The 24,137-nt window shown below is 59.8% G+C and carries 20 protein-coding genes and 4 pseudogenes; 15 read left to right on the top strand and 9 right to left on the bottom strand.

The window, feature by feature from the left end:
- Nucleotide 1: 1 nt before the first annotated feature.
- From AB6806_RS04855 to AB6806_RS04845, 3 genes are all read left to right on the top strand, one after another.
- The gene (locus AB6806_RS04855) at nucleotides 2–757 is read left to right on the top strand and encodes an ABC transporter ATP-binding protein (protein ID WP_370954207.1); all 756 of its coding nucleotides are present in this window, start codon (nucleotides 2–4) and stop codon (nucleotides 755–757) included.
- Between the two features lie 178 nt (nucleotides 758–935).
- Nucleotides 936–1,775 carry a rhamnan synthesis F family protein gene (locus AB6806_RS04850; protein ID WP_370954206.1) on the top strand — a complete coding sequence of 280 codons (840 nt, stop codon included), beginning with the start codon at nucleotides 936–938 and terminating at the stop codon, nucleotides 1,773–1,775.
- 243 nt (nucleotides 1,776–2,018) lie between these two features.
- Nucleotides 2,019–6,023 carry a glycosyltransferase gene (locus AB6806_RS04845; protein ID WP_370954205.1) on the top strand — a complete coding sequence of 1,335 codons (4,005 nt, stop codon included), beginning with the start codon at nucleotides 2,019–2,021 and terminating at the stop codon, nucleotides 6,021–6,023.
- 17 nt (nucleotides 6,024–6,040) lie between these two features.
- Here AB6806_RS04845 and AB6806_RS04840 read toward each other — a convergent pair.
- Nucleotides 6,041–6,816, bottom strand: a pseudogene (locus AB6806_RS04840) (IS3 family transposase); the annotation flags it as partial.
- Nucleotides 6,817–6,874: 58 nt separating this feature from the next.
- Here AB6806_RS04840 and AB6806_RS04835 point away from each other — a divergent pair.
- The 6 genes and pseudogenes from AB6806_RS04835 to terL all read left to right on the top strand — a co-directional run bounded on the left by AB6806_RS04835 (nucleotide 6,875) and on the right by terL (nucleotide 9,719).
- Nucleotides 6,875–7,273 (top strand): transposase, encoded by a 399-nt coding sequence (locus AB6806_RS04835; RefSeq protein WP_370954204.1) that lies wholly within the window; start codon nucleotides 6,875–6,877, stop codon nucleotides 7,271–7,273.
- Nucleotides 7,270–7,617 (top strand): IS66 family insertion sequence element accessory protein TnpB, encoded by a 348-nt coding sequence (tnpB, locus tag AB6806_RS04830; RefSeq protein ID WP_370954203.1) that lies wholly within the window; start codon nucleotides 7,270–7,272, stop codon nucleotides 7,615–7,617. The genes AB6806_RS04835 and tnpB overlap by 4 nt, the downstream gene beginning before the upstream one ends.
- A gap of 48 nt (nucleotides 7,618–7,665) precedes the next feature.
- A pseudogene (gene tnpC, locus AB6806_RS04825) lies at nucleotides 7,666–8,856 on the top strand (IS66 family transposase); the annotation flags it as partial.
- Nucleotides 8,807–9,040 (top strand): IS66 family transposase, encoded by a 234-nt coding sequence (locus AB6806_RS04820; protein ID WP_370954310.1) that lies wholly within the window; start codon nucleotides 8,807–8,809, stop codon nucleotides 9,038–9,040. The pseudogene tnpC and the gene AB6806_RS04820, both read left to right, overlap by 50 nt.
- On the top strand, nucleotides 9,030–9,305 hold the full coding sequence (locus tag AB6806_RS04815; protein ID WP_370954202.1) for a transposase domain-containing protein: 276 nt from the start codon (nucleotides 9,030–9,032) through the stop codon (nucleotides 9,303–9,305). Before AB6806_RS04820 ends, AB6806_RS04815 begins: the two co-directional genes overlap by 11 nt.
- A 69-nt stretch (nucleotides 9,306–9,374) precedes the next feature.
- On the top strand, nucleotides 9,375–9,719 hold the full coding sequence (gene terL, locus AB6806_RS04810) for a phage terminase large subunit (RefSeq protein WP_370954201.1): 345 nt from the start codon (nucleotides 9,375–9,377) through the stop codon (nucleotides 9,717–9,719).
- 29 nt (nucleotides 9,720–9,748) lie between these two features.
- On the opposite strand, the gene AB6806_RS04805 is transcribed toward terL, so the two are convergent.
- From AB6806_RS04805 to AB6806_RS04785, 5 genes and pseudogenes are all read right to left on the bottom strand, one after another.
- Complete coding sequence (locus tag AB6806_RS04805) at nucleotides 9,749–9,910, bottom strand: peptidoglycan-binding domain-containing protein (protein ID WP_370954200.1); 162 nt, start codon at nucleotides 9,908–9,910, stop codon at nucleotides 9,749–9,751.
- Nucleotides 9,911–10,153: 243 nt separating this feature from the next.
- On the bottom strand, nucleotides 10,154–11,347 hold the full coding sequence (locus AB6806_RS04800) for an acyltransferase family protein (protein WP_370954199.1): 1,194 nt from the start codon (nucleotides 11,345–11,347) through the stop codon (nucleotides 10,154–10,156).
- A gap of 139 nt (nucleotides 11,348–11,486) precedes the next feature.
- Nucleotides 11,487–11,774, bottom strand: a complete 288-nt coding sequence (locus AB6806_RS04795) for a hypothetical protein (protein WP_370954198.1) — start codon at nucleotides 11,772–11,774, stop codon at nucleotides 11,487–11,489.
- A gap of 152 nt (nucleotides 11,775–11,926) precedes the next feature.
- Entirely contained in the window at nucleotides 11,927–12,088 is a 162-nt protein-coding gene (locus tag AB6806_RS04790; RefSeq protein WP_370954197.1) for a peptidoglycan-binding domain-containing protein, read from the bottom strand.
- A pseudogene (locus tag AB6806_RS04785) lies at nucleotides 12,081–12,385 on the bottom strand (transposase); the annotation flags it as partial. The pseudogene AB6806_RS04785 and the gene AB6806_RS04790, both read right to left, overlap by 8 nt.
- A 247-nt stretch (nucleotides 12,386–12,632) precedes the next feature.
- On the opposite strand from AB6806_RS04785, the gene AB6806_RS04780 reads away from it, so the two are divergent.
- The 6 genes and pseudogenes from AB6806_RS04780 to AB6806_RS04755 form a co-directional block, all read left to right on the top strand.
- A complete protein-coding gene (locus tag AB6806_RS04780; protein ID WP_370954196.1) occupies nucleotides 12,633–13,601 on the top strand; it encodes a UDP-glucuronic acid decarboxylase family protein in 969 nt (322 codons plus the stop codon).
- Nucleotides 13,602–13,696: 95 nt separating this feature from the next.
- Complete coding sequence (galE, locus tag AB6806_RS04775) at nucleotides 13,697–14,671, top strand: UDP-glucose 4-epimerase GalE (RefSeq protein WP_370954195.1); 975 nt, start codon at nucleotides 13,697–13,699, stop codon at nucleotides 14,669–14,671.
- Between the two features lie 85 nt (nucleotides 14,672–14,756).
- Nucleotides 14,757–17,945, top strand: coding sequence for a glycosyltransferase (locus AB6806_RS04770; RefSeq protein ID WP_370954194.1), 3,189 nt, complete (start codon nucleotides 14,757–14,759; stop codon nucleotides 17,943–17,945).
- Nucleotides 17,946–18,163: 218 nt separating this feature from the next.
- Nucleotides 18,164–19,477 carry a UDP-glucose dehydrogenase family protein gene (locus AB6806_RS04765; RefSeq protein WP_370954193.1) on the top strand — a complete coding sequence of 438 codons (1,314 nt, stop codon included), beginning with the start codon at nucleotides 18,164–18,166 and terminating at the stop codon, nucleotides 19,475–19,477.
- A gap of 255 nt (nucleotides 19,478–19,732) precedes the next feature.
- Nucleotides 19,733–20,470 (top strand): class I SAM-dependent methyltransferase, encoded by a 738-nt coding sequence (locus tag AB6806_RS04760; RefSeq protein WP_370954192.1) that lies wholly within the window; start codon nucleotides 19,733–19,735, stop codon nucleotides 20,468–20,470.
- 280 nt (nucleotides 20,471–20,750) lie between these two features.
- Nucleotides 20,751–21,700: pseudogene (locus tag AB6806_RS04755) on the top strand (IS110 family RNA-guided transposase); the annotation flags it as partial.
- A gap of 85 nt (nucleotides 21,701–21,785) precedes the next feature.
- Here AB6806_RS04755 and rfbA read toward each other — a convergent pair.
- The 3 genes from rfbA to rfbC are packed head-to-tail and all read right to left on the bottom strand — an operon-like array spanning nucleotide 21,786 to nucleotide 24,123.
- Nucleotides 21,786–22,661 carry a glucose-1-phosphate thymidylyltransferase RfbA gene (gene rfbA / locus AB6806_RS04750; RefSeq protein ID WP_370954191.1) on the bottom strand — a complete coding sequence of 292 codons (876 nt, stop codon included), beginning with the start codon at nucleotides 22,659–22,661 and terminating at the stop codon, nucleotides 21,786–21,788.
- 2 nt (nucleotides 22,662–22,663) lie between these two features.
- Nucleotides 22,664–23,566 (bottom strand): dTDP-4-dehydrorhamnose reductase, encoded by a 903-nt coding sequence (gene rfbD / locus AB6806_RS04745; protein WP_370954190.1) that lies wholly within the window; start codon nucleotides 23,564–23,566, stop codon nucleotides 22,664–22,666.
- Nucleotides 23,566–24,123, bottom strand: a complete 558-nt coding sequence (gene rfbC / locus AB6806_RS04740; RefSeq protein ID WP_370954189.1) for a dTDP-4-dehydrorhamnose 3,5-epimerase — start codon at nucleotides 24,121–24,123, stop codon at nucleotides 23,566–23,568. The genes rfbD and rfbC overlap by 1 nt, the downstream gene beginning before the upstream one ends.
- Between the last annotated feature and the right edge of the window lie 14 nt (nucleotides 24,124–24,137).

Raw genomic sequence — 24,137 nt, 5'->3', positions numbered from 1 at the left:
CATGGCTCAAATCGTTCTGGACAAGGCCGGCGTCGAGCTCGCCATCTACAATTCGCGCGGCCGGGCGCTGAAGAGCGAGATCCTCCGCCGGACCGTTGGTGGTGGCTTGCAAGATGACCGCGATCACAGCGTCCAGGTGGTTAAGGCTCTCAACGAGGTGAGCTTCGAGGCGCGGGACGGTGACCGGATCGGGCTTGTCGGTGGAAACGGCGCAGGTAAGACGACCCTGCTGCGCGTCCTCAGCCGCGTCTATCCGCCGACCTCGGGCCATGCGTCGATCAAGGGCCGCATTTCATCGCTGATCGATCTCTCGATGGGTATGGATGCCGACGCTACCGGCTACGACAACATCGAGATGCGCGGAATCATGCTCGGCCTTGACCGCAAGCAAGCGCAGGCGCTTGTTCCCGACATCGAGGAGTTCAGCGAACTTGGGGAGTTCCTCTCGCTTCCGATTCGGACCTATTCGAGCGGCATGATGCTACGTCTGGCTTTCGCGGTTTCAACAGCCGTCCATCCCGATATTCTCATCCTGGATGAAGTCATCGGTGTTGGCGATGCCGCCTTCGCGGAGAAAGCGGAGAAGCGGCTTCGGTCCATGATCGAAAAGGCGAGCATCATGTTTCTCGCTTCACACAGCAACGACATGATCCGCCGTTTTTGCAACCGCACGCTCTGGATGAAGGGCGGCAGGTTGGTGATGGATGGAACACCGGATGAGGTCTTGAACGCTTACGCCGCCGACATATCGGCGTGAGCGAAACGGTGGGCCGCGGCAAACAGAAAACCAAGGCGAGTGACCGCCCAAGACGTCCAAACTGCGACAAACCTGTCGTCAACCTGATGGTTTTGCCCTACAACGTAAAATCAAATCCACACTGTCAATTCAATTCATGCGGAACAATACCAGACTAGCGTTCGGCGCGGATCTCGCGATGTCCGACCGTCTCCGTGCGATCGCCCGCCATTATTGGCAGAAGCTTAAGGCGAACACCATGGGGCGCCTTTTCATTTCGGAGCTGGGTCGGACGCTTCGTCGCCGAGTCGCAGCGGTGGGCCCGCAGCCGTCGCGCCCAGATGTCCGCATCGCGATCACCGCGCATGTTTTCTATCTCGATCTCGCCGAGGAAATTATCGCTCTCCGCAACATCTTCCCCGATCTTGTGCCGATTTATTTCACGGTTCCGTTTGACCGGGCGGAAGAGTTGTCCAAAATGGTCGCTGATGTACCCGGTATCGTGGTCTTTCCGTGCGAGAACCGTGGCCGCGATATCGCGCCTTTCCTCGCGCTCTTGCAATCCGGCGCGTTGGACGATTTCGACGCCGTTTTGAAATTGCACTCCAAGCGCAGTCCTCACCTCATCGACGGGAACCTTCGCCGCAAGCTACTTTTTGCCATGCTGTGCGGGGAACGGTCCGCCACTTATCGAATGCTAAAATCCTTCGAACAGCCCGATACCGGATTGGTGGGATGGGGCGACAGTTATCGATCCGATCCCGTATTCTGGATGGCCAATCGGGAGCAGGTTCGACAGATCGCCGAGAGGATGCAGGCCTCCGACTTCATGAAGCTCGGCTTTTTCGAAGGTTCGATGTTCTGGTTCAGGCCGAAGGCGCTCGATGCGTTGCGGGAGCTCGACCTGACATCGGAGGCGTTCGAGCCGGAGAGCGGGCAACTCGACGGGACGTTGCACCACGCGATCGAACGCTGCTTCACGATCGCGGCCTGGTCGCGAGGATACGCCGTCCGCGACCTTCACGGGCGGATATTATAAAGTTCATGCAATGATGGCTAATAGGCGTCGGTCCTCCTCAAATACAATTGCCGTCGCACGGGTAAGGTGCGGTGGGTATCACGCGACGCTGTCCACTCGCATTGTAGCGTGCTTGGCCAAAGCGGAAAGAACAGGTATGAGGACACGAGAAGGCGTAGCGGCCGTGACCGTTTATTTCTTAAACTCTACAGCACGGTAGCTTGCGCTTATGCCTTCGCAAATTGCAAAGGACATGACTTTCTTATGAAGCACCGTTCAGAGCCGGGGTCGAGTGATTCTGGTGGTAAAATTCATACCTTATTCCCCTCATGGCTGAACGAGGCATCTTTCTGGAAGCCGCGCCATATTGCGGAGTCTGCATGGCTGGAGCATGGTCCTTTCGCGTTCTGGTTGATTGACGCGGTTCGCCCGAAAACCCTTGTCGAGCTGGGAACACATAACGGCTTCTCGTATTTTTCGTTCTGTCAAGCCGTGCAACAGATCGGGCTTTCGACCGCCTGTTATGCTGTCGATACATGGCTAGGAGACGAGCATACCGGAGTCTATGGCAGCGAGATTTACAAGCGGGTTTCGAGGATAAACGACCAGGAATATTCGCGTTTTTCCAGACTGCTGCGTTGCCGGTTTGACGATGCTTTGCCCAATTTTGCCGATGGCAGCGTCGATATGCTCCATATCGATGGACGGCACGGCTACAATGATGTTCGGATTGATTTCGAAAGCTGGCTACCGAAGCTGTCCTCGAGCGCGGTCGTCCTGTTTCACGATACCAATGTCCGCGAGCGTGACTTCGGGGTTTGGCGTCTGTGGCGGGAGCTTGTGGATCGATACCCCTCGTTCGAGTTCATCCATGGTCACGGATTAGGCGTTCTAGCGGTTGGGCCCGACATTCCATCCGGGTTGCGGCCGTTGATGAATTTGCCCGCCGAACATGTCGACTCGATTAGGGCTGTCTACGCGAGCCTGGGACGAGCCGTCGGCCTGCAACATCAATGTGATATGGTGCAGCACGACCTCGCGTTGCTTCTGTCAGAGTGCCGAGAGATGAAGGCAGAGCGAGATCGCTCGACTTCCGAGATCGGGGTTGCTCAGGAGGAGATCGAAGCGGCCTCAAAAGAGACCCGGCAGTTGAGCGCGGATCATCAGGCCGCGTTGGCGATAATCGCTCGATTGAAATCCGAAAATGCCGCACTGGTGGCTCTCAATAACCGGGACCGGGTCGCCTGCGAGTCGGCCCTTGCGCAAAGCGGCCAGTTGCGTGGGGAGCTTGCAGCGCAAGCTGCAGCGACCCACACCGCGCTCGCTCGCATCCAGCAGCTCGAGCAGAGCGCCGTTTGGCGCGCATCGACTCCGCTGCGCGGGGTTTTGGATCGCATGCCCCCATCCGTGAAGTTGTCGCTTCGCCGCGCGGCCAAGACGGTCTGGTGGGCTGTAACTCCCCATCGCATGCCGGAACGCATCGCCTTTCTGCGCGATCAGCGGAAGCTACTGCCGCCATCCGATGCGGAGGATATTGCGCGCGAGATCTTTGCCGAGCAGCAGTCGGAACTATCTCCTGAGGCTGCAGCTCAAGCGATTTCGTCCTTCGCGCGCCGGCCCTTAATCTCAGTCATCATGCCTGTCTACAAGACGCCCATTCAATGGCTTCGCCGGGCCGTCGAGTCTCTGCAAGAGCAATATTATCCTGACTGGGAACTCTGCGTCGTGGACGATTTTTCGCCGACGGACGCCCAGCGGGTCCTTTTACAGAAGCTTGCTGCGGCCGACCCGCGGATCAAGTTGAAGGTCATGGAGCATAACGGCGGCATCTCTGCAGCATCGAACGCGGGTCTGCGGATAGCGCAGGGCGAGTATATTGCCCTTCTTGACCATGACGACGAGCTGACACCCGATGCACTTTTCCGGATCGCCGAAACAATTAACAGTCAGCCGGATGCCGACTTCATTTACAGCGACGAGTGCAAGATAGACGATACGCCGGCTAGGCGTCTGTTTGATTTTATTTTCAAGCCGGATTGGTCTCCAGAAATCATGTTCAACGGCATGATCACCGGGCACCTCACCGTCTATAGCAAAAAGCTCGTTGAAAATGCGGGCGGGTTCCGCAGCGACTATGATTTTTCGCAAGATTACGACCTTGCGCTGCGCGCATCCGAGCTAGCTGTGAATATCGTACATGTCGAGCGCCTGTTGTATCTGTGGCGGTCTATCCCCGGGTCGGCGGCGGGCGGCGGCAAGGATTTCGCGCGGGAAAGCAATATAGCGGCACTCAATGATGCCCTACGGCGCAGAGGAATCGTCGGCCGGGCATCTCCGCTCCCACACGCGAATTATGTACGCATTACAGAGCGGCTGGAGGAGACGAGGGTTTCCCTCGTCATTCCCTCTGATTCTCATAAGAATCTCGAGAAAGTACTGTCGTCGATTCGAAGCGGGACCGACTATGACAACTATGAAGTCGTTGTTGTCTGCAATGGTCCGCTTGCTGATCGCCTTTCTGACGAGTTCCGGGATTGGGAAAAAGCTAGGTTCGTCAAATACGATAAGAAATATAATTTCTCCGACAAATGTAACGAAGGTGCTCGGGCGGCCAACGGTGACATCGTCATTTTCTATAATGACGATGTTTTCCCGATTGAGCGGGACTGGGTGGAGCGTTTGATCGAATATCTCTGGGTTCCCGGAGTTGGAGGTGTTTCGCCAAAGCTCCTTTATGCTAGCGATACGATCCAGTATGCCGGCATGATCTCGGGCACGCCCGGACTGTGCGGTACGGCTTACAATAATTTACCTTGGAACGGAGATAGCGGTTTCCTGACGATGCACAAATACGTCAGGAACGTCTCTATCCTTTCCGGCGCCTGCTGCGCTCTGAAAAAAGATGTCTTCTTCGCCGTTGGCGGTTTTGATGCCATCAATACCCCTGACGGCCATTCCGACATGGACCTCAGCTACAAGCTGATCGAGGCAGGTTATCGTTGCGTCTATACGCCCTATTCGCTGCTGCACCACATTGGAAATCACTCATGGGGTGCGAAGAAAACCAAATACAAAGCGGATATGTTTGCTCTGAGCCGTTGGGGAAAATACGTTTCCAAGGATCCGTATTTCACCGATTCTATGAAGCGGGTTCTGTATCACGACTTCAGGTTCACCTATAAAATTTATGCAGACAACAGCAACGCGCGATGCGAATCGTCCGGCCCTGATGTTTTGCTGGTATCGCATGAGTTAACCCAGACTGGCGCGCCGCGGATGCTTTTTTATGCTGCCCTGGCGATCAAACAAGCTGGAGGATTCCCCGTTGTCGTGGCTCCGGAAGACGGCCCTTTGCGCAACGAGTTAGTGCGGTCAGGTATTGTCGTGATCATTGACGAGTCGATCCGCTACAATCATTTCCTGTTCGAACGCTTTGCAAGAAATTTCGATCTAGCTATCGTCAACACGATAGCCCTGAGCGGCGTCACTAAGATGCTATCCGCTATAGATATTCTTGAGACGATCTGGTGGCTCCATGAGGCCCAGGAAATACAGAATCGCTGGCACGAGACTCAGGGCATTCATTGGGAGCGTGTTCGCACTTTAGCTGTCAGCAATTATGCTAGACAATTTATACCCGAAAATATTCCTGCAAAAGTTCTGTACAACGGGGTGCCGGACGAGAGCGCCGACGAAATCGCCTTACAGAGCAAGCTGACATTTGTCCTTGCGGGGACTATAGAACCACGAAAAGGACAGGACATTCTCGTTGACGCCATTGCATTGTTGCCTGAACAAGTTAGGCGTCAATGTCGATTTATAATTGTTGGTAAGTTGTGGCAAAGTCACCAATCCTATTGGGAGGCGATCAGGGCACGGTTAAGGCGCCTACCGGAAGTTGAATATCTCGGTTCGTTGAATCATTCTGAAACGCTTAATCTATTATCTTCTTGTGACGTACTAGTCTGTCCATCAAGGGACGAATCGTTTTCGCTGGTCGCAGCTGAGGCGGCGATGCTGTCAAAGCCATGCATCTTGAGCGATCACGTCGGCGTCCATGAGGCGTTCGATGAAAGATCCTGTTTCGTCTTCGAATCCGGAAAAGCGGAAGCTCTCACAGCTCGACTTCTTGCCGCCTATGAAAGCCGCGTGGACCTTCCGGAGATGGGTCGGGCCGCGCGGGCCGTGTTCGAGCAGAGGTTGTCGCTTGGAAGCTTCAACGAGCGCTTTCTCGCGTTCGTTTTGGAGCGGGCGGGACTTGATCCTTGAATCGTTCGGGCTCACACCTAACTTATGGTTCCCCGGTGCCAGTGATCCGCCCCCGTCGCTTGGTCCAAAGCGATTGTTAGTGGGGCGGTTGGCCTCGACGCCAGCGCGGGCGGCGTAGCTGGTCTGGATTGCGCAGTCGCCCGTGCGGTCATGGCGGGGATGAAGACCTCTGGAGCCGGCGGCTTGTAGCCGAGCGAGCCGTGCGGGCGCACCGTGTTGAAGTGGCGCCGCCAGCTTTCGACGACTATCTTCGCTTCAGCGAGGGTGTAGAAGATCTCGCCATCGTGGAGTTCGTCTCGGAGCCTGGCGTTGAACGACTCGATGAAGCCGTTGTCCCAAGGGCTGCCGGGCGCGATGTAGGCGGTCTTGGCGCCGACCGCGCCGATCCAGCCCTGCACGGCCTTGGCGACGAACTCGAGGCCGTTGTCTGAACGAATATGCTCCGGCACACCGCGCAGGATGAAGAGGTCCGAGAGCACATCGATGACGTCGATCGCCTTCAGCCTCCGGTCGATGCGGATCGCCAGGCATTCATGGGTGAACTCGTCGATCACGTTGAGCATGCGATACTTTCTCCCGTCATGGGTGCGGTCCTCGACAAGTCGTAGGACCAGACATGGTTGGGCCGCTCGGCGCGAAGGCGGATGCAGGATCCGTCCGCGAGCCAGAGCCGACCTCGTTTGGGTTGTCGGGCTGGAACCTTCAGCCCCTCGCGTCGCCAGATCCGCTCGACCCGCTTGTCGTTGACCACCCAGCCTGCCGTCGAGCGCAGCAGCGCGGCGATCTTGCGATGTATCCGTCCGAGGGCGGCCGTCTTGATCCATGAGGATTTGCGGTAAGAAAACGTCTGTATGGACGTCTATACAGATACACCGATCAGTCGGCTTGAGATCGTTGAGAGAGGCAGTCGGCGGCGCTTCAGCGATGAAGTGAAGCTGCGGGTCGTCGAGGAGAGTTATTCGGGTCAGCGCCTGGGCTCGGCGACGGCTCGCAAGTACGGGATCACACGCGCGCAGCTGAACGACAGGCGTGATGCTGCGCGCGCCGGGCGGTTCGGCCCGACTTCGAGCTCAGGATTTGTTCCGGCGGTCATCGTGCCGGAGGTCACGGCGACGAGCGGCCCGCTGATGGTAGAGGGCCGCGGTCGGATTGAGATCGTGACGGCGAACGAGCGGCGGGTGATCGTGGACCGCGATGTCGACGTCGAAGCTCTGCTGCGGATCGTGCAAGCGCTGGAGCGGCTTGCGTGATCCCGGTTCCGACGGGCGTGCGGGTTTGGCTGGCGACGGGCTACACGGATATGCGCCGCGGCTTTCCGGGCCTGTCGTTGCAGGTGCAGGAAGTGCTTCGCCGGGATCCGCTGAGCGGGCATCTGTTCTCCTTCCGGGGACATCGAGGCGACCTTTTGAAGGTGATCTGGCATGACGGCCACGGCGCCTGCCTGTTCACGAAACGGCTGGAACGGGGCCGGTTCCTTTGGCCGTCTCCGGCGGACGGGGCGGTGACGATCTCGACGGCGCAGATGAGTTATCTTCTGTCCGGAATCGACTGGCGAAATCCGCAGGAAACCTGGCGTCCGACGCGGGTCGGCTAGCATTTACCTTTTGAAATCGCAGGCTAAATCTGATTCACTGGCTTCGTGATGGTGAAGCCGGACGATCTTCCTTCGGACCTCGCGAGTGCCCTGGTGGCGCTGCGGGCCGAACGCGAGGCACGGCTGGAAGCCGAGGCGGTGGCCGCGAGCGCGCAGGCGAAACTCTCGGACACCGAGGCGCTGATCGCGCATCTCCAACTGATGATCGAGAAGCTGAAGCGCGAGAAATACGGCCAGCGTTCCGAACGCACAGCACGGCTGATCGAGCAGATGGAGCTTCAGCTCGACGAGCTCGTAACCGCGGCGAGCGAGGACGAGCTTGCCGCGTCTGTCGCGGCGGCGAAGAGCGGGAACGTACGCGCCTTCACGCGCAAGCGGCCTGTGCGCAAGCCCTGGCCAGAGGATATCGAGCGCGAGCGGGTCGTCGTCGCGCCGCCCACGGCCTGCGCCTGCTGCGGCGGATCGCGGCTGTCGAAGCTGGGTGAGGACGTGACCGAGACGCTGGAAGCGATCCCGCGCCGCTTCAAGGTGATCGAGACGGTCCGCGAGAAGTTCAGTTGCCGCGATTGCGGCAAGGTCAGCCAGCCGCCGGCGCCGTTCCATGCCACGCCGCGCGGCTTCATCGGTTCGCAACTGCTAGCGACGATCATCTTCGACAAGTTCGGGCAGCACATCCCCCTGAACCGCCAGAGCGCGCGCTTCAAAGCCGAGGGGATCGACCTGCCGCTGTCGACACTGGCGGACCAGGTCGGCCATGGAACCTTCGCCCTGAAGCCGGTCTTCGACCTGATCGAGGCCCATGTGCTTGCGGCCGAGGGCCTTCATGGCGACGACACGACGGTCCCGATCCTGGCGAAGGGAAAATGTGCGACCGGGCGGATCTGGAGCTATGTGCGCGATGATGGCCCCTTCGCTGGCCCCGCGCCGCCGGCGGCGGTGTATTACGCTTCAGGCGACCGGCGCGGCGAGCACCCGCAGAAGCATCTAGCCGGGTTCACCGGCATCCTTCAGTGCGACTGTTACGGTGGCTTCGAGCCGCTGTTTGACCCGCAACGGAAGGAACAGCCGATCACACCGGCGTTCTGCTTCGCCCATGCCCAGCGCGGTTTCTTCGAACTGGCCGATATCTCGAAGAAGGCCCGCGACGGCGTGAAGGGCAAACCGATCTCCCCGATCGGCCGTCAGGCGCCTGGACGCACTGTTCGAGATCGAGCGCGCCATCAACGGCAAGTCCGCCACCGAACGGTGGGCCGTGCGCCAGGAGCAGAGCAAGCCGCTTCTCGACGACATGCACGCCTGGCTGTTGCGCGAGCGCGAGACCCTCTCCCGCTCCGCCGAGGTCCTGAAGCCGATCAACTACATGATCCGTCTGGGGCGACTTTGCCCGCTTCCTCGACGATGGCAGGATCTGCTTGAGCAATAACGCTGCCGAAAGAGCGCTGCGCGGCATCGCCCTCGGGCGACGCAACTGGACCTTCGCCGGTTCGCAGCGCGGCGCCGATCGCGCCGCCGTCATGCTCACGCTGATCACTACGGCCCGCCTCAACGACATCGACCCAAAGGCCTGGCTGGCCGACGTTCTCGCCCGCATCGCCGATCTGCCCGTCTCGCGCCTGCCAGAACTGCTGCCGTGGGAGTGGAAACGCCTGCGCGATGCCGAAAAGCCTGCGGATCAGCAGGCCGCCTGACCCTCGCGATCCACCATCATAGCCCCGGCATCGCACGCGCGCGGGCATCTATCCCGCGGTCCTCAGCGTATGCGTACTCTGATGCAGCAGCTTCGTCAGGAAGACGCCCGTCACTGGCGCTACCACGCTCCTCGCCCTCGCCCTCGCCCTCGCCTTGATAAGCTCCTACGCGTCGAGGCGCAAACGGCGCGGCTTGAGACCGGTGCATATTTGCTTCCTACGGAGGCACGCTGGCTTCCTGAGTTCCGACGCGAACTTCTGGCGTTTCCGATGGGCAAATATGACGACCAGGTCGACAGCATGATCCAGTTTGTCGAGTGGTCCACCTCCCCAAGAGCCAGCGGAATGTTGATCGAGCGGCATCCGGTCACAGGCCGCCCCATGCGTGTCAATCGACCTCAACGCCGGGCATGAAGACACATGAGCGAGACTGCAAATCATCGTCAAGTCAGCGGACATTCGCCAAGCAACTGAATGTTCGCCGCCCGTGGTCGCGATTTCTGGAAGGCCTCCATCGCCGCCTTTGTCTTCGGGCCCGGCTTGCCGTCCACGACAAGCGAATAGCCGAGCGCGACCAGCGCCCGCTGGATAGCGGTCGTGTCCATGGGTGCTCCGGATATGGAAAAGTCCGCTCTCGCAGCGGGCGGGTCAGTCAGACTGTTGTCTAGATCGGATGGTCAGAAGACGGCCGAGATCGCGGTGGTCCACAATGCAGCCGCCGACAGAGTTCCCGCCGCGTTCGAAATGCCTGCAAGGAAGCAGAAGGCCTTGCCAAGCGGATAGCCCGCTTTCTCACGGGCACCAAACTGACGCCGCCCCCCGAAGAACAGCGGCGAGGACGACGAGGGCTACAGCCGCGGCCTCATCCGCAAGATCGGTTGCTCGAACCATCTCCACGAAGCCTCCGCGATGAGAAGCGAAGCGATGAGGGAGAGCGCGACCGCTGCTTGCAATGACCATCCTTGCGAATAGAAGGTTGATCCAAAGAGATGGATCAATGAGAAGTGCACAATATAAAGTCCATAGGACCGCACACTCAGCCACGTCACCGCACTTTTAATAAGCGAATCTTTTATATTTAGGTGGTACGCGGCCGGAATGCAGAGCGCGCAACCCAAAGACGTCAATGGAGCGTATAGACTGTCGCGAAACCACCGCGTAAATTCATAATCTTCGAAGAAATTTACCCACAGAATAAGTAAGATCGATACTCCGCAACTGAACATGATCCAACGCAGCCTCTTCAGCAGCGCTGGGAAGCCCGCTTGCAGCCAAGCGACGGCCACGCCATAGGCTATTGCGTCGAGGCGAATGATGACAATTTTGCGGACTGCTTCGTCCCATGTCCCCTGCGGGGTCGTTCCAGTTAAACGAAACCAAACAGTCGCCCAGAGCGGGGACAGCAGAAAAAGCAACAATATTATCGGAATGGCAAATCGTGGTCGCTTTGCCGCAATTGCTAGAAGTGATGCACTAAATAATAGATAGAACCATTCTTCCACCATCAGAGACCAGGCGACTGGGAACCATGTCCCGCCGATCATAGTCCACGCCAAGTTCGGCAATAGAGCAGTGTATATCCAGACAATGCGCGCCCCATCGGGCGGAGGTGTCACCACGCAAAGGACGAGGATCCACAAGAAGTAAACCGGTAGCGTTCGCATCCAGCGACGAACCATGAACACGCCCCAGGCAGATGCCGTGGGCTGTTCTGCGAGCATCCTCAGCAAAATCCCGCCAATCAGAAACCCGCTGAGAGCGAAGAAGATTTCAACTCCGAAGTAGCCTGCGGCCGAGATCGGCTTGGGTAGTCGAACGTGGGAAACCCATGCGGCGGCTTCTCCGAAATGTGCAATCAGCACCAGCGTGATCGCAAGCGTTCTTACGGCGTCGAGACCGGGATTGCGAGCGGCTCGGACACGGTCGATCGAAGCGGCGCTGGAAGTGATGGATCCGAATGACATCAGTTCGTGAAGATAGCTAAATTCAAGGCTGGCCAGGCTTATCGAAACAGATGCATCGAAGGCAAGGACATCGAGCATTCACTGATTGTCGCCACCTGCCGGCCAAGCATGCCTCGATCGCGCTAGCGCGCGCTAAAGCTCACGTTTGTCATGAGTATTGCTCCTTGCACAAAACGCCGCCCGAAGGCTGCTATGCGGCTAGGGCTGAATGGCTAGATCAGGCCGGCCATACCATCGCCGGCAGCTCACCGATGAAGGCGTTTACGCTCGGCTGTGCGCGCTCGCCGGCCTCGACCTTGGCAAGCTCGGCATAGGTATAGGTCCAGACCTGATCGCGCCAGGCAATAAGGGCTGCCGCCTGTGCCGCCCAGGTCGGGACGGTCGAGCTGGCGTAGGACGAGCAGGTCGCGCCGCTGTCATAACCGCGCTGGCGCGCCGTCGCGTCGAAATGATCCTGGATCGCGTAGCGGTAGTCGTCGATCGAGGGCGGAACCGGCGGCGGCACATGGACGACGACCGCGCCGCCCTGCTAGCGCCGCTGGCCCGGGTGATCGATCAGCTCCTGCCACTGCGCCTCACTAATCTCGGTCACGGTGGCGAGCGTCAGGTCAGCGCGATCGGCCATCGCAGCCTGCACCGCCTTCGCCGTCTCGGTCGTCAGCCCCCCGTCGCGGTGAGCCCTCGACCCCGCTGGAAGGCCGCGCAGGCAGTGCGGGACAGGCTGCCCCAGACTCCGTCATCGCCGTTTCCGCTCGGCCCGCCCTTGCCAAGATTGTAGCCGAGCGCGACCAGCGCGGCTTGCGCCTCGCGAGTGTTCATGGATGTTTCCGAATGTGGGCGCGTCGATCATCTGGATGTCTCCATCGTAAGTGGCTGATACGGCTTGCAGAATGCGCGCCCAATGGTGGGCCTCGCGCCACCGGTTGAAGCGATTCACGCAGTCGTGTGTGGGCGGGAGCGTGAAGGGATATCGGCCCATGGCGCCCCCGTGCGCAACCGCCAGAAGATGCCGTTCAGAACACGACGGTCATCGACCCGCGCCACGCCGCGCACCTTTGTCGGCAGAAGTGGCTCGATCGCAGACCACTCGAAATCCGTCAGATCAAAGCGAGCCATCTCAACCTCCCGGTTGAGATCAATGAATCAGAACACCTTCGCGCAGGGAATCCCGTCTACGGGTATTTAACCTAGCCTCCGGCGATCCAGCAAACGGTCTCGGATAAAACCAACCCTGGACCCCAGTCATGACTGGTAGAACTTTGGGGATCACGTCACACTGGCTGGTTGTGTGCTGTTCGGATTTTCGCTAAGTGATTGACCCAAATCGTCCAGAACACAACTCCCGTAGGCAGTGAAGAGACCCATGTCGCAACGCCCGCTTAGAAAAAGAGTAATGGTGACCGGCGGCGCGGGATTTTTGGGATCGCACTTGTGCGATCGCCTCATTGCTGCGGGAAACGACGTCCTCTGTGTCGACAATTATTTTACGGGCCGAAAAGATAACATTTCTCATTTGCTTTTGAACCCCAGATTCGAAGCAATGCGACATGACATTACATTTCCTCTGTATGTCGAGGTAGACGAGATATACAATTTGGCCTGCCCCGCGTCGCCTGTACATTATCAGTACGACCCGGTTCAAACGACGAAGACCAGCGTGATCGGGGCGATCAACGTGCTAGGCCTCGCCAAACGCACTGGCGCCAAAGTTTTTCAAGCATCTACGAGCGAAGTGTATGGCGACCCCGAGGTTCATCCTCAGACGGAGGACTACCGCGGCAATGTCAATCCCCTAGGTATCCGCGCATGCTACGACGAGGGCAAGCGTTCGGCCGAAACGCTATTCTTCGATTACTTCCGTCAGCATAAGGTAAAGATTAAGGTCGCGCGGATATTTAATACATATGGGCCGAGAATGCACCCGAATGACGGTCGGGTCGTGTCGAACTTCATCGTACAGGCTCTGCGCGGCGAGAACATCACGCTTTACGGCGACGGTATGCAGACGCGAGCGTTCTGCTTCGTGGACGATCTGGTCGAGGGCTTCATCCGCTTGATGGCGACCGATGGCGACGTGACGGGTCCGGTCAATCTCGGGAACCCGTACGAGATCACGGTTCACGAACTCGCCACGCGTGTGATTCGCCTCACTGAGTCGTCCTCGGAAATCGTGTACCGGCCCCTGCCTCAGGACGATCCGATGCAGCGGTGTCCCGACATTTCGCTGGCGAAGAAACTTCTGGAGTGGGAGCCGAAGGTCGAGCTCGACGCTGGGCTCGGTGCAACGATCGCATACTTCCGGCGACTGCTCGATGACCAGTCACGCGCCTAAGCGCTGGCTCTGGCGCTATTCCGACCATCAGAACGGCACCACGTTCGACGACCGTGCGTTTCGAGCGCACGCTATCTGAGAGGCTCGGCTGATTGATGAAAAGTGTGTTGGTGACGGGTGGCGCCGGTTACATCGGCAGTCACGTGTGCAAGCAATTGTCACTGCGCGGCTTCGAGCCGGTCGCGTTCGACAACCTGGTTCACGGTCACGCCGATTGCGTGAAATGGGGTCCCCTTATCGAGGGTGATATTCATGACCGTGACGCCTTGTCGGATACCTTGGCGAGATATCGTCCGGCAGCGGTCGTCCATCTCGCAGCTTATGCCTATGTCGGAGAATCGGTTTCCGACCCGCTGAAGTATTACAGTAACAATGTGTCTGGAACGATATCGCTTCTGGGCTCTCTTCAATCCCACGGCGTAAGCAAGTTCGTGTTCTCGAGCACCTGCGCCACTTATGGCATTCCAGATGTGATCCCAATCAGCGAGGATACGCGTCAGGAGCCGATCAATCCGTACGGTCAGTCCAAACTGATGATCGAGAAAATCCTGGCCGATCTCGCCAGAGCCTCGGATTTTTCGTACGTCGCACTCAGGTATTTCAATGCGAGTGGCGCGGATCCCGATGGAGAGCTCGCGGAGAGGCACGACCCCGAGACGCATCTGATCCCGCGAGCGCTGATGGCGGCCGGCGGGACCATTCCGGAACTACAGGTGTTTGGAGACGACTATCCCACACCGGACGGAACCTGCCTGCGGGACTACATCCATGTCACGGATCTGGCCGAGGCGCACGTGCGCGCGCTCGATTATCTCGAGAACGGTGGCGCGAACATCTGTTTGAACCTAGGAACGGGCAAGCCCCTCTCGGTTAATGAGATCATGACCGCGATCGAGCGCGTCACCGGCCGTCGGGTGCCGGTGGCAATCCAGCCCCGTCGCACCGGGGATCCGGCTGCTCTGAGTGCTGAGGGTGCGCTCGCCGAGCGCGTCTTAGGGTTCTCACCGACACATTCCGATATCGATACAATCGTGAAGACGGCGTGGGCGAGCTTCAAGCCTGCGACCTGAGAGTTTGGTCTTTGATGCGCTCCCGGGCAGAGAGGAAAATCTTGTGACAAATTCCGAAGGCGCATCCCATCGCGATGAGCACAGGATGCTCGCGAAGGCAAACCGGTACGCCGCGAACGTCGTCTTCAACATCATCGAGCCCTACGTTCCGTTCAAGTCGCTCCTCGACCTGGGATGCGGAACAGGGCTCTGGATGCAGGCGGCGCTCAGGCAGAGCGACAGGAAGGTTTTCGGCGTTGAGCTGGAAGAGTTCGAGCCGGACGAATTGCTGGTACCGGCCAACCTGGTGTTGAATGCGAGCCTCGCGAACCCGATCGATCTTAGGGAGCAGTTCGATCTGGTGATCTGCCTCGAAACGGCCGAGCATATCGATGCGGATCACGCGCGCACGGTGGTTGAGAACTGCACGCGCCATTCCAGCGTCGTCCTGTTTTCGGCCGCCATTCCCGGACAGGAAGGCATCCACCATGTCAACGAGCAAAATCCGGAATACTGGATCGGGCTCTTCGACGAGTTCGATTTCGAGGTCGTCGATTTCATCCGGCCCCAAATCTGGCTCGATGCGTCCGTTCCGGTCTGGTACCGGCAGAATATGCTGCTGTTCGTCCGGCGTGACCGCGCCGAGCTGATCCACACGTTGAAATCCACAGTTACGAGTTTTGAGACGCCCATGTCGCGCGTCCATCCCGATCTCTTCCGGGCAAATCAGGACCGGGCCCGAAATCGAGAGCAGTCTCTGTCCGGCCAGGTGAGTGCTCTCCAAGCCGAGTTCAATCAACTGCGAGGGGCGCTGGCCGATAGCCAGCGCCTAGCGGCCGACCGGGTTGCGGAAGCGCAGCAACTGAAGGTGGCCGTCGATCAACTCAATGCGCAACTGTCGTCTGCGGAGCAGCGTCTGGAAGCTGAGCGAGCGCAGGCGAAGACTACGGAGCGACTGTTGGCGTCGGCCGTCCAGTCTCGCCTCGACACTGAGAGGCAACTCGACAAGGCTCGAAATACCACCCACGAGGTGAGAGCAGAGCTCGCAGCGCTCGAGGGACATTGGACACGCAGCCTAAATTACTTCGAACGGCTACGTTTGGCCGCGAGCGAGATTGCCACGCGCTATGAGGAGGCGCAGCTGTTTTCGCAGGATGCGGGCCAGCAGTTGCATGCGATCCACAAGAGCACCTCGTGGCGCCTCACCGCCTTAGCGCGGTGGACGTCGTCGGGGCTGAAGCGCGCGGCGGGTCGAGCCTCGACATCCGGTTTTAGCCCACCGAGCTTGCCGGAGCATCAGGGAGAAATGACGCTTCGTGGTCTTGTCGACATGCTCGAAGATGCCGAAACGCTCAGGCCCGCCGCCACGAACCGGCTTTCGAAGGATGACCGTATTCGCATAACATTCGTTTCGGGGGAGCCGAATACACCAGGCCACGCGTATCGCATCCACAATATGGCCAAGGCTCTCCCCGATGAGCACTACGACGTCGTGGTTATCGGCGCATCCGAATTGGCCGAATTTGCAGAGACGATCGAGCGCTCGGCGGTCTTGTGGATTTGGCGAGCGCCCTGGTCCGCGGATCTGAGTGCTGCGATCGAGAGTGCGCGCATGGCCGGCGCAAAGATCGTATTCGATGTCGATGATCTGATGTTCAGGCCCGATCTCGCGACGAGCAAGGTCATCGACGGCATCCGAAGCCAGGGTTTCTCGGAAGGAGAGATCGCCGCGTTCTACGAGCGCATTCGCGCGACGATGGTCGAGGCCGACCTGTGTGTGACGACAACGCTTCGGCTCGCTCGGGAGATCATAAGCGCAGGAAAGCCCGCGGCGGTGATACCGAATGGTTATGCGTTCGGTGCCCAACAGGCCGCGGCCGAGGCGGTCTCGCTGGCTGCCGCAGTGCAGGCGGACGGCCTGTTCAGGATCGGATACGCAGCAGGCACGCGAACCCACCAGCGGGACTTTTCGCTGATCGTTCCCGCTCTTTCCAAGGTTCTCGCATCTCACACCAACGTTCGTCTCGTGCTGACCCATGGCACGATAGACGTCTCTGAGTTTCCCACGCTCCTACCCTTCGGCCATCAGATCGAGTGGAGGGAATTTGTCCCGCTTGAGCGGATGCTGTCCGAATACGCGCGGTATGATATCAATGTCGTGCCGCTCGAGGTCGGGAATCGCTTTTGCGAAGCGAAAAGCGAACTCAAGTTCTTCGAGGCGGCGCTTGTCGGCGTACCGACGATCGCCTCGCCGACCGAGCCCTATGCGGCCGCGATGCGTCACGGTGAGACCGGCCTCCTCGCTGACGGTGATGAGGCGTGGTACGATGCGATCATGTCGCTGGTCGACGACGCCGGTCTCGGGCAGCGTATCGCGGCGGCGGCTCGCCGTGAGGTGCTGTGGAACTACGGGCCGGAGCGCCGGGCCTATTCGGTTCGCAGAACGATTGGCAGGCTTCTGTCCGAGCCCGTCGTGGCGGCGGGGCTGTTTCAGGCTCAGTTGGCGGACGACGTCTGTCAGCCTCTGGCATCAATTCAGGTTCCTGAATACGATATCGTCTATCAGCGAAAGTCGGGATCTTACAGCAGGGTGGCGGTTATTATGCCCTGCTACAATTATGCCAATTACATCGAGGAAGCACTCAATTCCGTGCTGATGCAGACCTACAAAGAGATTGACATCGTCATCGTCGACGACTGCTCGACGGATAACTCGGTCGAGGTCGCACGGAACTGGCTCAAGGAGCACGGCTCCGAATTCAATAAAGTGACCCTGCTGAAGAATCGTGTCAACTCAAAGTTAGGCGCAAGCAGGAACGCGGCGATCAGTTTTGCCGAGACCGAGCTGTTTCTACCTCTCGATCCCGATAATGTTCTGATGCCCGACTGCATTGAATCGTGTCTTGACGCTATCGATTCGAGCGGAGCTGCGGTCGCTTATCCAAAAATCGAGAGCTTTGGCGATACCGACGGCCAAACCTGGTATCTCAGCGAGCCGCCATGGCAGCCAGACCGCTTCCGATCGGGGAACTATATCGACGCGATGGCGCTCATCCGCACGAACTGCTGGGCGGCGGTTGGTGGTTACGAGCCGTTTCTTTACGGCTGGGAAGATTACGAACTCTGGTGTCGGTTCGTCGAGCGCGGCTTTTTTGGCGTCAACGTCGCGCACGTGACTGCGATGTATCGCTATCACGGTAATCAGATGATCAAGACCTTGACCCAGAAAAGTACCAAGCCACTGCTCGATGAGATGAGGTCGAGGCATCCTTGGACCTACCCGAATTCCGACTAAGATGCTGCAGAAGAGATCGTGTTGGGGAAGAGCCGTTCTGGCCGGCGATTGTCGAGCAGAGCACGCTTTCTTTCGGTGCCGAATCAATGCGCGCGAGCCATCGGCGGGGCTGGGGGCTCGGCATCGGCCCTCGGGGTTTGCACGAGCCGTCGTTGATGCTAGACGGCGCCAGCGCGCGAGCATGGAAAGCTCCTCGCGGTATCCGGGAGATTTGGTTAATGCGGCTCGTAATGGTTGGGTCCGGCTATGTCGGGCTCGTGTCCGGCCTATGCTTCGCTGATTTCGGCCATGACGTGGTCTGCGTGGACATGGATCCTGCCAAGATCGCCCGTCTGAAGGCGGGGCAGGTCCCCATTTTCGAACCGGGCCTCGAGACGCTCCTCGCTGAGAACACGGCTGCTGGACGGCTGTCGTTCACGACGGATCTGAGCGAGGCGGTGCGGGAGGCGGACGCGATTTTCATCGCGGTTGGCACGCCGACCCGCCGCGGCGACGGGCACGCCGACCTGAGCTATGTCCACGCCGCCACCCGCGAGATCGCGGCCGTGGCGGCGGACGGCGCCGTGATCGTCACCAAATCGACTGTACCGGTCGGAACCGGCGACGAGGTCGAGCGTATCGTAGCCGAAGTCAGGCCCGGCCTTTCGATCCCGGTGGTGTCCAATCCCGAATTCCTGAGGGAAGGCGCCGCGATCGAGGATTTCAAGCGGCCCGATCGAATCGTTGTCGGCACCGATGACGAGCGTGCGCGCAAGGTCATGACGGAAATTTATCGGCCGCTCTTCATCAACCAAGGGCCTCTGGTATTCGTCTCGCGGCGAACCTCCGAGCTGATCAAATACGCCGCGAACGCCTTCCTCGCCATGAAGATCACGTTCATCAACGAGATGGCCGATCTGTGCGAAGCCGTCGGTGCCGACGTCCAGGACGTGGCGCGCGGCGTGGGTCTCGACAACCGCATCGGTCCGAAATTTCTTCACGCCGGCCCGGGCTACGGCGGATCCTGCTTTCCAAAGGATACGCTTGCGCTGGTTCGGACGGCCCAGGAGAAGAATTGCCCTGTGCGCCTGATCGAGACGGTGGTCTCCGTCAACGAAACACGCAAGAAGCAGATGGCCGAGCGCGTGATCGCCGCCTGCGGCGGGTCGGTCGCCGGCAAGCGTATCGCCGTCCTCGGGCTGGCGTTCAAGCCAAACACCGACGACATGCGCGACGCGCCCTCCCTCGTCATCGTGCCGGCACTGCAGGCTGCGGGAGCCGAGATCGTCGCCTACGATCCCGAAGCGATAGGGCAGGCCCGGCCTTTGCTCGCCGGCGTCCGCTTTGCCGCCGGCCCATACGACTGCATCGAGCAGGCCGACGCGCTGCTGATCATCACTGAATGGAACGCGTTCCGCGCCCTCGATCTCGATCGGATCAAGTCCTCAATGAAAACGCCGATTGTGATCGACCTGCGTAACATCTATAGGCCCGCAGACATGAAGGCGGCCGGGTTCTCCTACACCGGGATCGGGGCGGGCAGCGCAGTCTGAGCCGATCGGCGAACCCGCCCGGAGCGTTGCGGCCTTCGTCGAGAAGCCGACAGAGATCGTCGCCGCCCAGTATCTGCTCCACGGATACCTGGAACCGCTCTATCTCACGCTTTCGGCGCAGTTGTCGCTACGCGGCTGATTAGTCGATGAAATTCAATAGGTTGGGCGCTTTCTATGAAATCTGTTGAACTCCTTAAGACGCTTGTCGAATGCCCCTATTCGCGCGGACCTCTGATCCCCTCCGATGGACGCTGGATGGCTGCTGCCTCTAGTCGAAGGTACGATGTCCTGAAAGGAGTGCCTGTGCTGCGTGATGGCCCGGCGCCGGTCATACAGCCGGTCGATCATGTCTCGAACGCGATCGATCCCACAATCTGGAACTGGATGATGGAGTGCGACGGGCCGGTCCTGTTTCTTGGAGCAGGGGCAACAGATGTTCGCGCTGACCACATCGTCGAAGTAGAGTATAATCTCTTTCGCAACACGGACATCATCGCAGATGCTCACTTCCTGCCGTTAAAAAATAATTCTTTTAAGGCAGCAGTAGCATTGAACGTATTCGAACATTTGTCAGATCCGGCCAGAGCTGCAGAAGAGATAAAAAGAGTGCTGCAACCCAATGGAGAGGTGCTGATTCACACAGCCTTTATGCAGCCTCTCCACGAAGCCCCTCATCATTATTACAATGCTACTGAATTTGGCGTCAGGAACTGGTTTAAGGGGTACGAATCAGTCGAAGCATCTGTGACAGCGAATTTCAACCCTGCTTACGGTGTCAGTTGGTTGATGAACGAGCTCTTAATCGGAGTTGAGAACTCGCTCGGAGCAGACGCTCGACACCAACTTGAGCGGATGACGCTCAACGAAGTCTCAGCGTTCTGGTCGACGCGCCAAGAATCGAGTTTTTCAAGAATATTGACCTCTATGCCAGAAACCGATGTGAGAAAATTTGCAGCAGGGTTTCAGTTGAGGGCTCGCAAAGGCAACCATTGATCAGATTGCGTCCACTAGCTTCGTCAGGGGGCTTCATCGCGCCATAACTCCGCTTCCGCCGCACTCATACGCTCAATCGTTTCACCATGAGCTGAATTGACATGCTCCCCTGAAACTCCGCCAGTTTGAGCTAGAGCGTTAGCGTCGTCCTCAGGCCACGTCCCTGAGAGCGGCCTGAACCGGGTAGGTGAACTGATGGGGTGGATGCCCCCCCCTCTGGCGGGCATCGTAAGGTGCCTGCGAGCGCCATCAAGGCGCGTTCGAAGGAGGAGCCCATGTTCTGGCGATCGATCTCGCCAAGCGAAGCTTCCAGGTCTGCGCGACGGCTCGAGGCGGGGCGGTTCTATTCAATCGCATGGTGTCGCGCGCCAAGCTGATGCAGATGCTGCGATCTCAGGTCTGTTGTATCGTTGCCATGGAGGCTTGTGCGACAAGCCATTACTGGGGCCGCATGGGCGCAAGGCCACGGCCATGACGTCCGGCTTATCCCACCCTACGTGAAGCCCTTCGTCAAGCGGCAGAAGAACGATGCAGCTGACGCGGCTGCGATCGCGGAAGCTGTTTTGCAGCCAAGCATTCACTACGTCGCTGTGAAGAGCGCCGAGCAGCAGGCGCGATCCGTCGGTTTCCGCACGCATCAGTGCTTCGTCCGGCAGCGTACGCAGCTGATCAACGCCCTGCGAGGCCATCTGGCGGAGTTCGGTATCGTCGTCGCCAAGGACCTGTGCACCTGAGGGAGATCGTCGGCTTGCGGGAGAATCGCGAAGTGGAGGAGGTTCCCGACGCGGTCAAGGAGATCGCTCGGCTCTATCTTGATCAGATCGACGTGCTCGGCGGTCGGATCGAAGAGCTGGCCTCTGGCCTCAGGGCCGCGAGCGAGGAGCAGGTCGAGACGTGCCGCCTGTGTACCGTACCAGGCGTCGGCCGGTCACGGCCGGCGCCATCATGGCCTTCGCGCCCGATCTGCGCGCCTTCGCCAGCGGCCGGAACTTCGCGGCCTGGCTCGGCCTCGTGCCGCGGCAGCGGTCGACGGGTGGCAAGACCCTCCATGGCGGCGTCAGCAAGATGGGGCAGACCGACATCCGCAAATTGTTGATCGTCGGAGCGATGAGCCGGATTCGGTGGATCATCCGAAAAGGCGTCATGCCTGAAACCTGGCTCGGCAGGATCGTAGCTCGCGAACCCCGGATGGTGGCCGCCGTCGCCTTGGCCAACTGTCCGGCGTCAGCGCTCTTGAGACAGTTTAGGGGTTTTCGGGAAGGGAGGTCTCCAATGAATCAATGTTTCGGCTGCGCGGAGAACTGTCAGCGAGACGTCAGTGCGCTAACTCATGCGCAACGTGCAGGAGATATTCGCCATATCCGCTCTTTTTGAGCCTTTCCCCGAGGGCGCTGAGATCCCGTGCAGAGATCCAGCCTTGTCTTGCGGCGATCTCCTCCGGGCAGGCGATGCGTAGGCCCTGGCGTGCTTCCAGCGTGCGGACGAACTCGCCGGCCTCGATCATGCTGTCGGGCGTGCCGGTGTCGAGCCAGGCGAAGCCGCGCCCCATCGACTCCACCGAAAGCTCGCCGCGCTCGAGATAGATGCGGTTGATATCGGTGATCTCCAGCTCGCCGCGTGGCGAGGGCTTCAGCGACCTTGCGATGTCGACGACCTGAGCGTCGTAGAAATACAGTCCCGTCACGGCCCAATGCGACTTGGGGTTCTGCGGCTTCTCCTCGATCGAGATCGCCTTGCCGTTCGCGTCGAAATCGACCACGCCGTAGCGCTCGGGATCGCGCACGTGATAGGCGAAAACCGTCGCGCCTTTGGTCCGCGCTGTCGCGCTCGCCATCATCTCGGGCAGGGAGTGACCATAGAACAGATTATCGCCGAGGATCAGCACGGAGGGCTGGCCGGCGACGAATTCGGCCCCGATCAGATAGGCCTGGGCCAGGCCCCCCGGATGGGGCTGCTCCGCATAGCTGAGGCTCATGCCCCAGTCCGAACCGTCGCCGAGGAGGCGCTTGAAGTTCGGCAGGTCATGCGGGGTCGAGATGATCAGCACCTCGCGGATGCCGGCCAGCATCAGCGTCGAGAGCGGATAATAGATCATCGGCTTGTCGTAGACCGGCAGAAGCTGCTTCGACATCGCCAGCGTCATCGGATGCAGCCGCGTGCCGGAGCCGCCGGCGAGGATGATGCCCTTCATCGTTACTGGTCCTTGCCCTGATCTCTGAGAAGTCGCGCGACGCAAGCTTGGAGCGACCCTTGCCATTCCGGCAGCCGCACGCCATGGGCGCGGGCGAGCTTGCCGCAATCGAGCCGGGAGTTCGCCGGCCGGCGCGCCGGTGTCGGGTAATCGGCGGTGGCGATGCGCTTGACCCGGACGGGTTTGCCGCCCTGCCGCTCGCGTTCGGCGAAGATCGCCTCCGCGACATCGGCCCAGACCGCATCGCCCGTCGCGCTCATATGGAAGACGCCGCGGAGGGACGCATCCTCCGCCCTGCCGGTCAGGTTACGTGCGACGGCGAAGATCGCATCGGCGATGTCGAGCGCGTTGGTCGGGCACCCCGCCTGGTCGGCGACGACGCCAACCTCGTCGCGGGTCTCGGCCAGGCGCAGCATCGTCTTGACGAAATTCTTGCCGAAGGGGCTGTAGATCCAGGCCGTACGCAGGATGGCGTGGTTGCCGGTCGCTGCCGCGACCGCCTGCTCACCGGCGAACTTGCTCGCGCCATAGGCCGAGATCGGACCGGTCGCGTCGTCCTCGCGATAGGGCCGGTCGAGGCCGCCATCGAAGACATAGTCGGTCGAGATCTGGATCATGGGAATGCCGAGGGCCGCCGCCGCCCTCGCCGCTTCGCCCGCAGCCTCGCCATTGACGCGCATGGCGAGCTCGGGCTCGCTCTCGGCCTGATCGACCGCCGTATAGGCAGCCGCATTGACGATGACGTCGGGCCTGGCCGCGCGCAGCGCCGGCGCGACCGTCCTGGGGACGGAAAGGTCAAGCTCCGGGCGGCGGATCGCGATGACCTCGACGCCGACCGGCACGCGCTCGAGCATGGCGCAGACGACCTGGCCGGTCCAACCGGTGACGGCGATACGCAATGTCATCAGTCGAAATACCGCAGCAGCTCGGCGAGGCGCGGATGCTTGCGGTCCTTGTCGGAAAGGGTGAGTTCCGAGAGCGGCAGGCGCCAGTCGATGCCCAGCGCCGGATCGTCGAAGGCCAGGCCGTGATCGTTGTCCGGCGCATAGGGCGCCGTGACCTTGTAGAGCACCTCGGTATCCGGCTCGAGCGTAACGAAGCCATGCGCGAAACCAACCGGCACCAGGAGCTGCCTCCAGTTCTCGGCCGAGAGCTCGACCGCGACATGCCGGCCGAAGCTCGGAGACGATGTCCGGATGTCGACGGCAACGTCGAGGATGCGCCCGCGTGTCACGCGCACCAGCTTGTCCTGGGCGAAGGGCGGCGACTGGAAATGCAAACCGCGCAGCGTGCCGACCGGCGCCGACAGCGACTGGTTGTCCTGGACGAAATCGAGATCGAGCCCGGCATCGGCGAAAGCCTTGCGGCTCCAGGTCTCCGAGAAGAAGCCGCGATGATCACCGAACTTCTTCGGCGTGACGATTTTGACGGCGGGGATCGCCGTTTCTTCGACGCTCAACATGTCTTCTTTCCCGG

The organism is Allobosea sp. RCC_152_1 (genome assembly GCF_041360765.1).
GTDB classification, from domain to species: domain Bacteria; phylum Pseudomonadota; class Alphaproteobacteria; order Rhizobiales; family Beijerinckiaceae; genus Allobosea; species Allobosea spartocytisi.
The sequence above is the reverse complement of the archived record's forward strand: the minus strand, read 5'-3'. Positions and strand labels throughout refer to the sequence as shown.

Coding starts and splice junctions, on each gene's coding strand:
- AB6806_RS04845 (WP_370954205.1), top strand. CDS start 2,019: ATGAAGCACCGTTCAGAGCCGGGGTCGAGTGATTCTGGTGGTAAAATT.
- terL (WP_370954201.1), top strand. CDS start 9,375: ATGCGTACTCTGATGCAGCAGCTTCGTCAGGAAGACGCCCGTCACTGG.
- AB6806_RS04850 (WP_370954206.1), top strand. CDS start 936: ATGTCCGACCGTCTCCGTGCGATCGCCCGCCATTATTGGCAGAAGCTT.
- galE (WP_370954195.1), top strand. CDS start 13,697: ATGAAAAGTGTGTTGGTGACGGGTGGCGCCGGTTACATCGGCAGTCAC.
- rfbC (WP_370954189.1), bottom strand. CDS start 24,123: ATGTTGAGCGTCGAAGAAACGGCGATCCCCGCCGTCAAAATCGTCACG.
- rfbD (WP_370954190.1), bottom strand. CDS start 23,566: ATGACATTGCGTATCGCCGTCACCGGTTGGACCGGCCAGGTCGTCTGC.
- AB6806_RS04760 (WP_370954192.1), top strand. CDS start 19,733: ATGGCTGCTGCCTCTAGTCGAAGGTACGATGTCCTGAAAGGAGTGCCT.
- AB6806_RS04770 (WP_370954194.1), top strand. CDS start 14,757: ATGCTCGCGAAGGCAAACCGGTACGCCGCGAACGTCGTCTTCAACATC.
- AB6806_RS04790 (WP_370954197.1), bottom strand. CDS start 12,088: ATGAACACTCGCGAGGCGCAAGCCGCGCTGGTCGCGCTCGGCTACAAT.
- AB6806_RS04855 (WP_370954207.1), top strand. CDS start 2: ATGGCTCAAATCGTTCTGGACAAGGCCGGCGTCGAGCTCGCCATCTAC.
- AB6806_RS04835 (WP_370954204.1), top strand. CDS start 6,875: ATGGACGTCTATACAGATACACCGATCAGTCGGCTTGAGATCGTTGAG.
- AB6806_RS04800 (WP_370954199.1), bottom strand. CDS start 11,347: ATGCTCGATGTCCTTGCCTTCGATGCATCTGTTTCGATAAGCCTGGCC.
- AB6806_RS04780 (WP_370954196.1), top strand. CDS start 12,633: ATGTCGCAACGCCCGCTTAGAAAAAGAGTAATGGTGACCGGCGGCGCG.
- AB6806_RS04765 (WP_370954193.1), top strand. CDS start 18,164: ATGCGGCTCGTAATGGTTGGGTCCGGCTATGTCGGGCTCGTGTCCGGC.
- rfbA (WP_370954191.1), bottom strand. CDS start 22,661: ATGAAGGGCATCATCCTCGCCGGCGGCTCCGGCACGCGGCTGCATCCG.
- AB6806_RS04805 (WP_370954200.1), bottom strand. CDS start 9,910: ATGGACACGACCGCTATCCAGCGGGCGCTGGTCGCGCTCGGCTATTCG.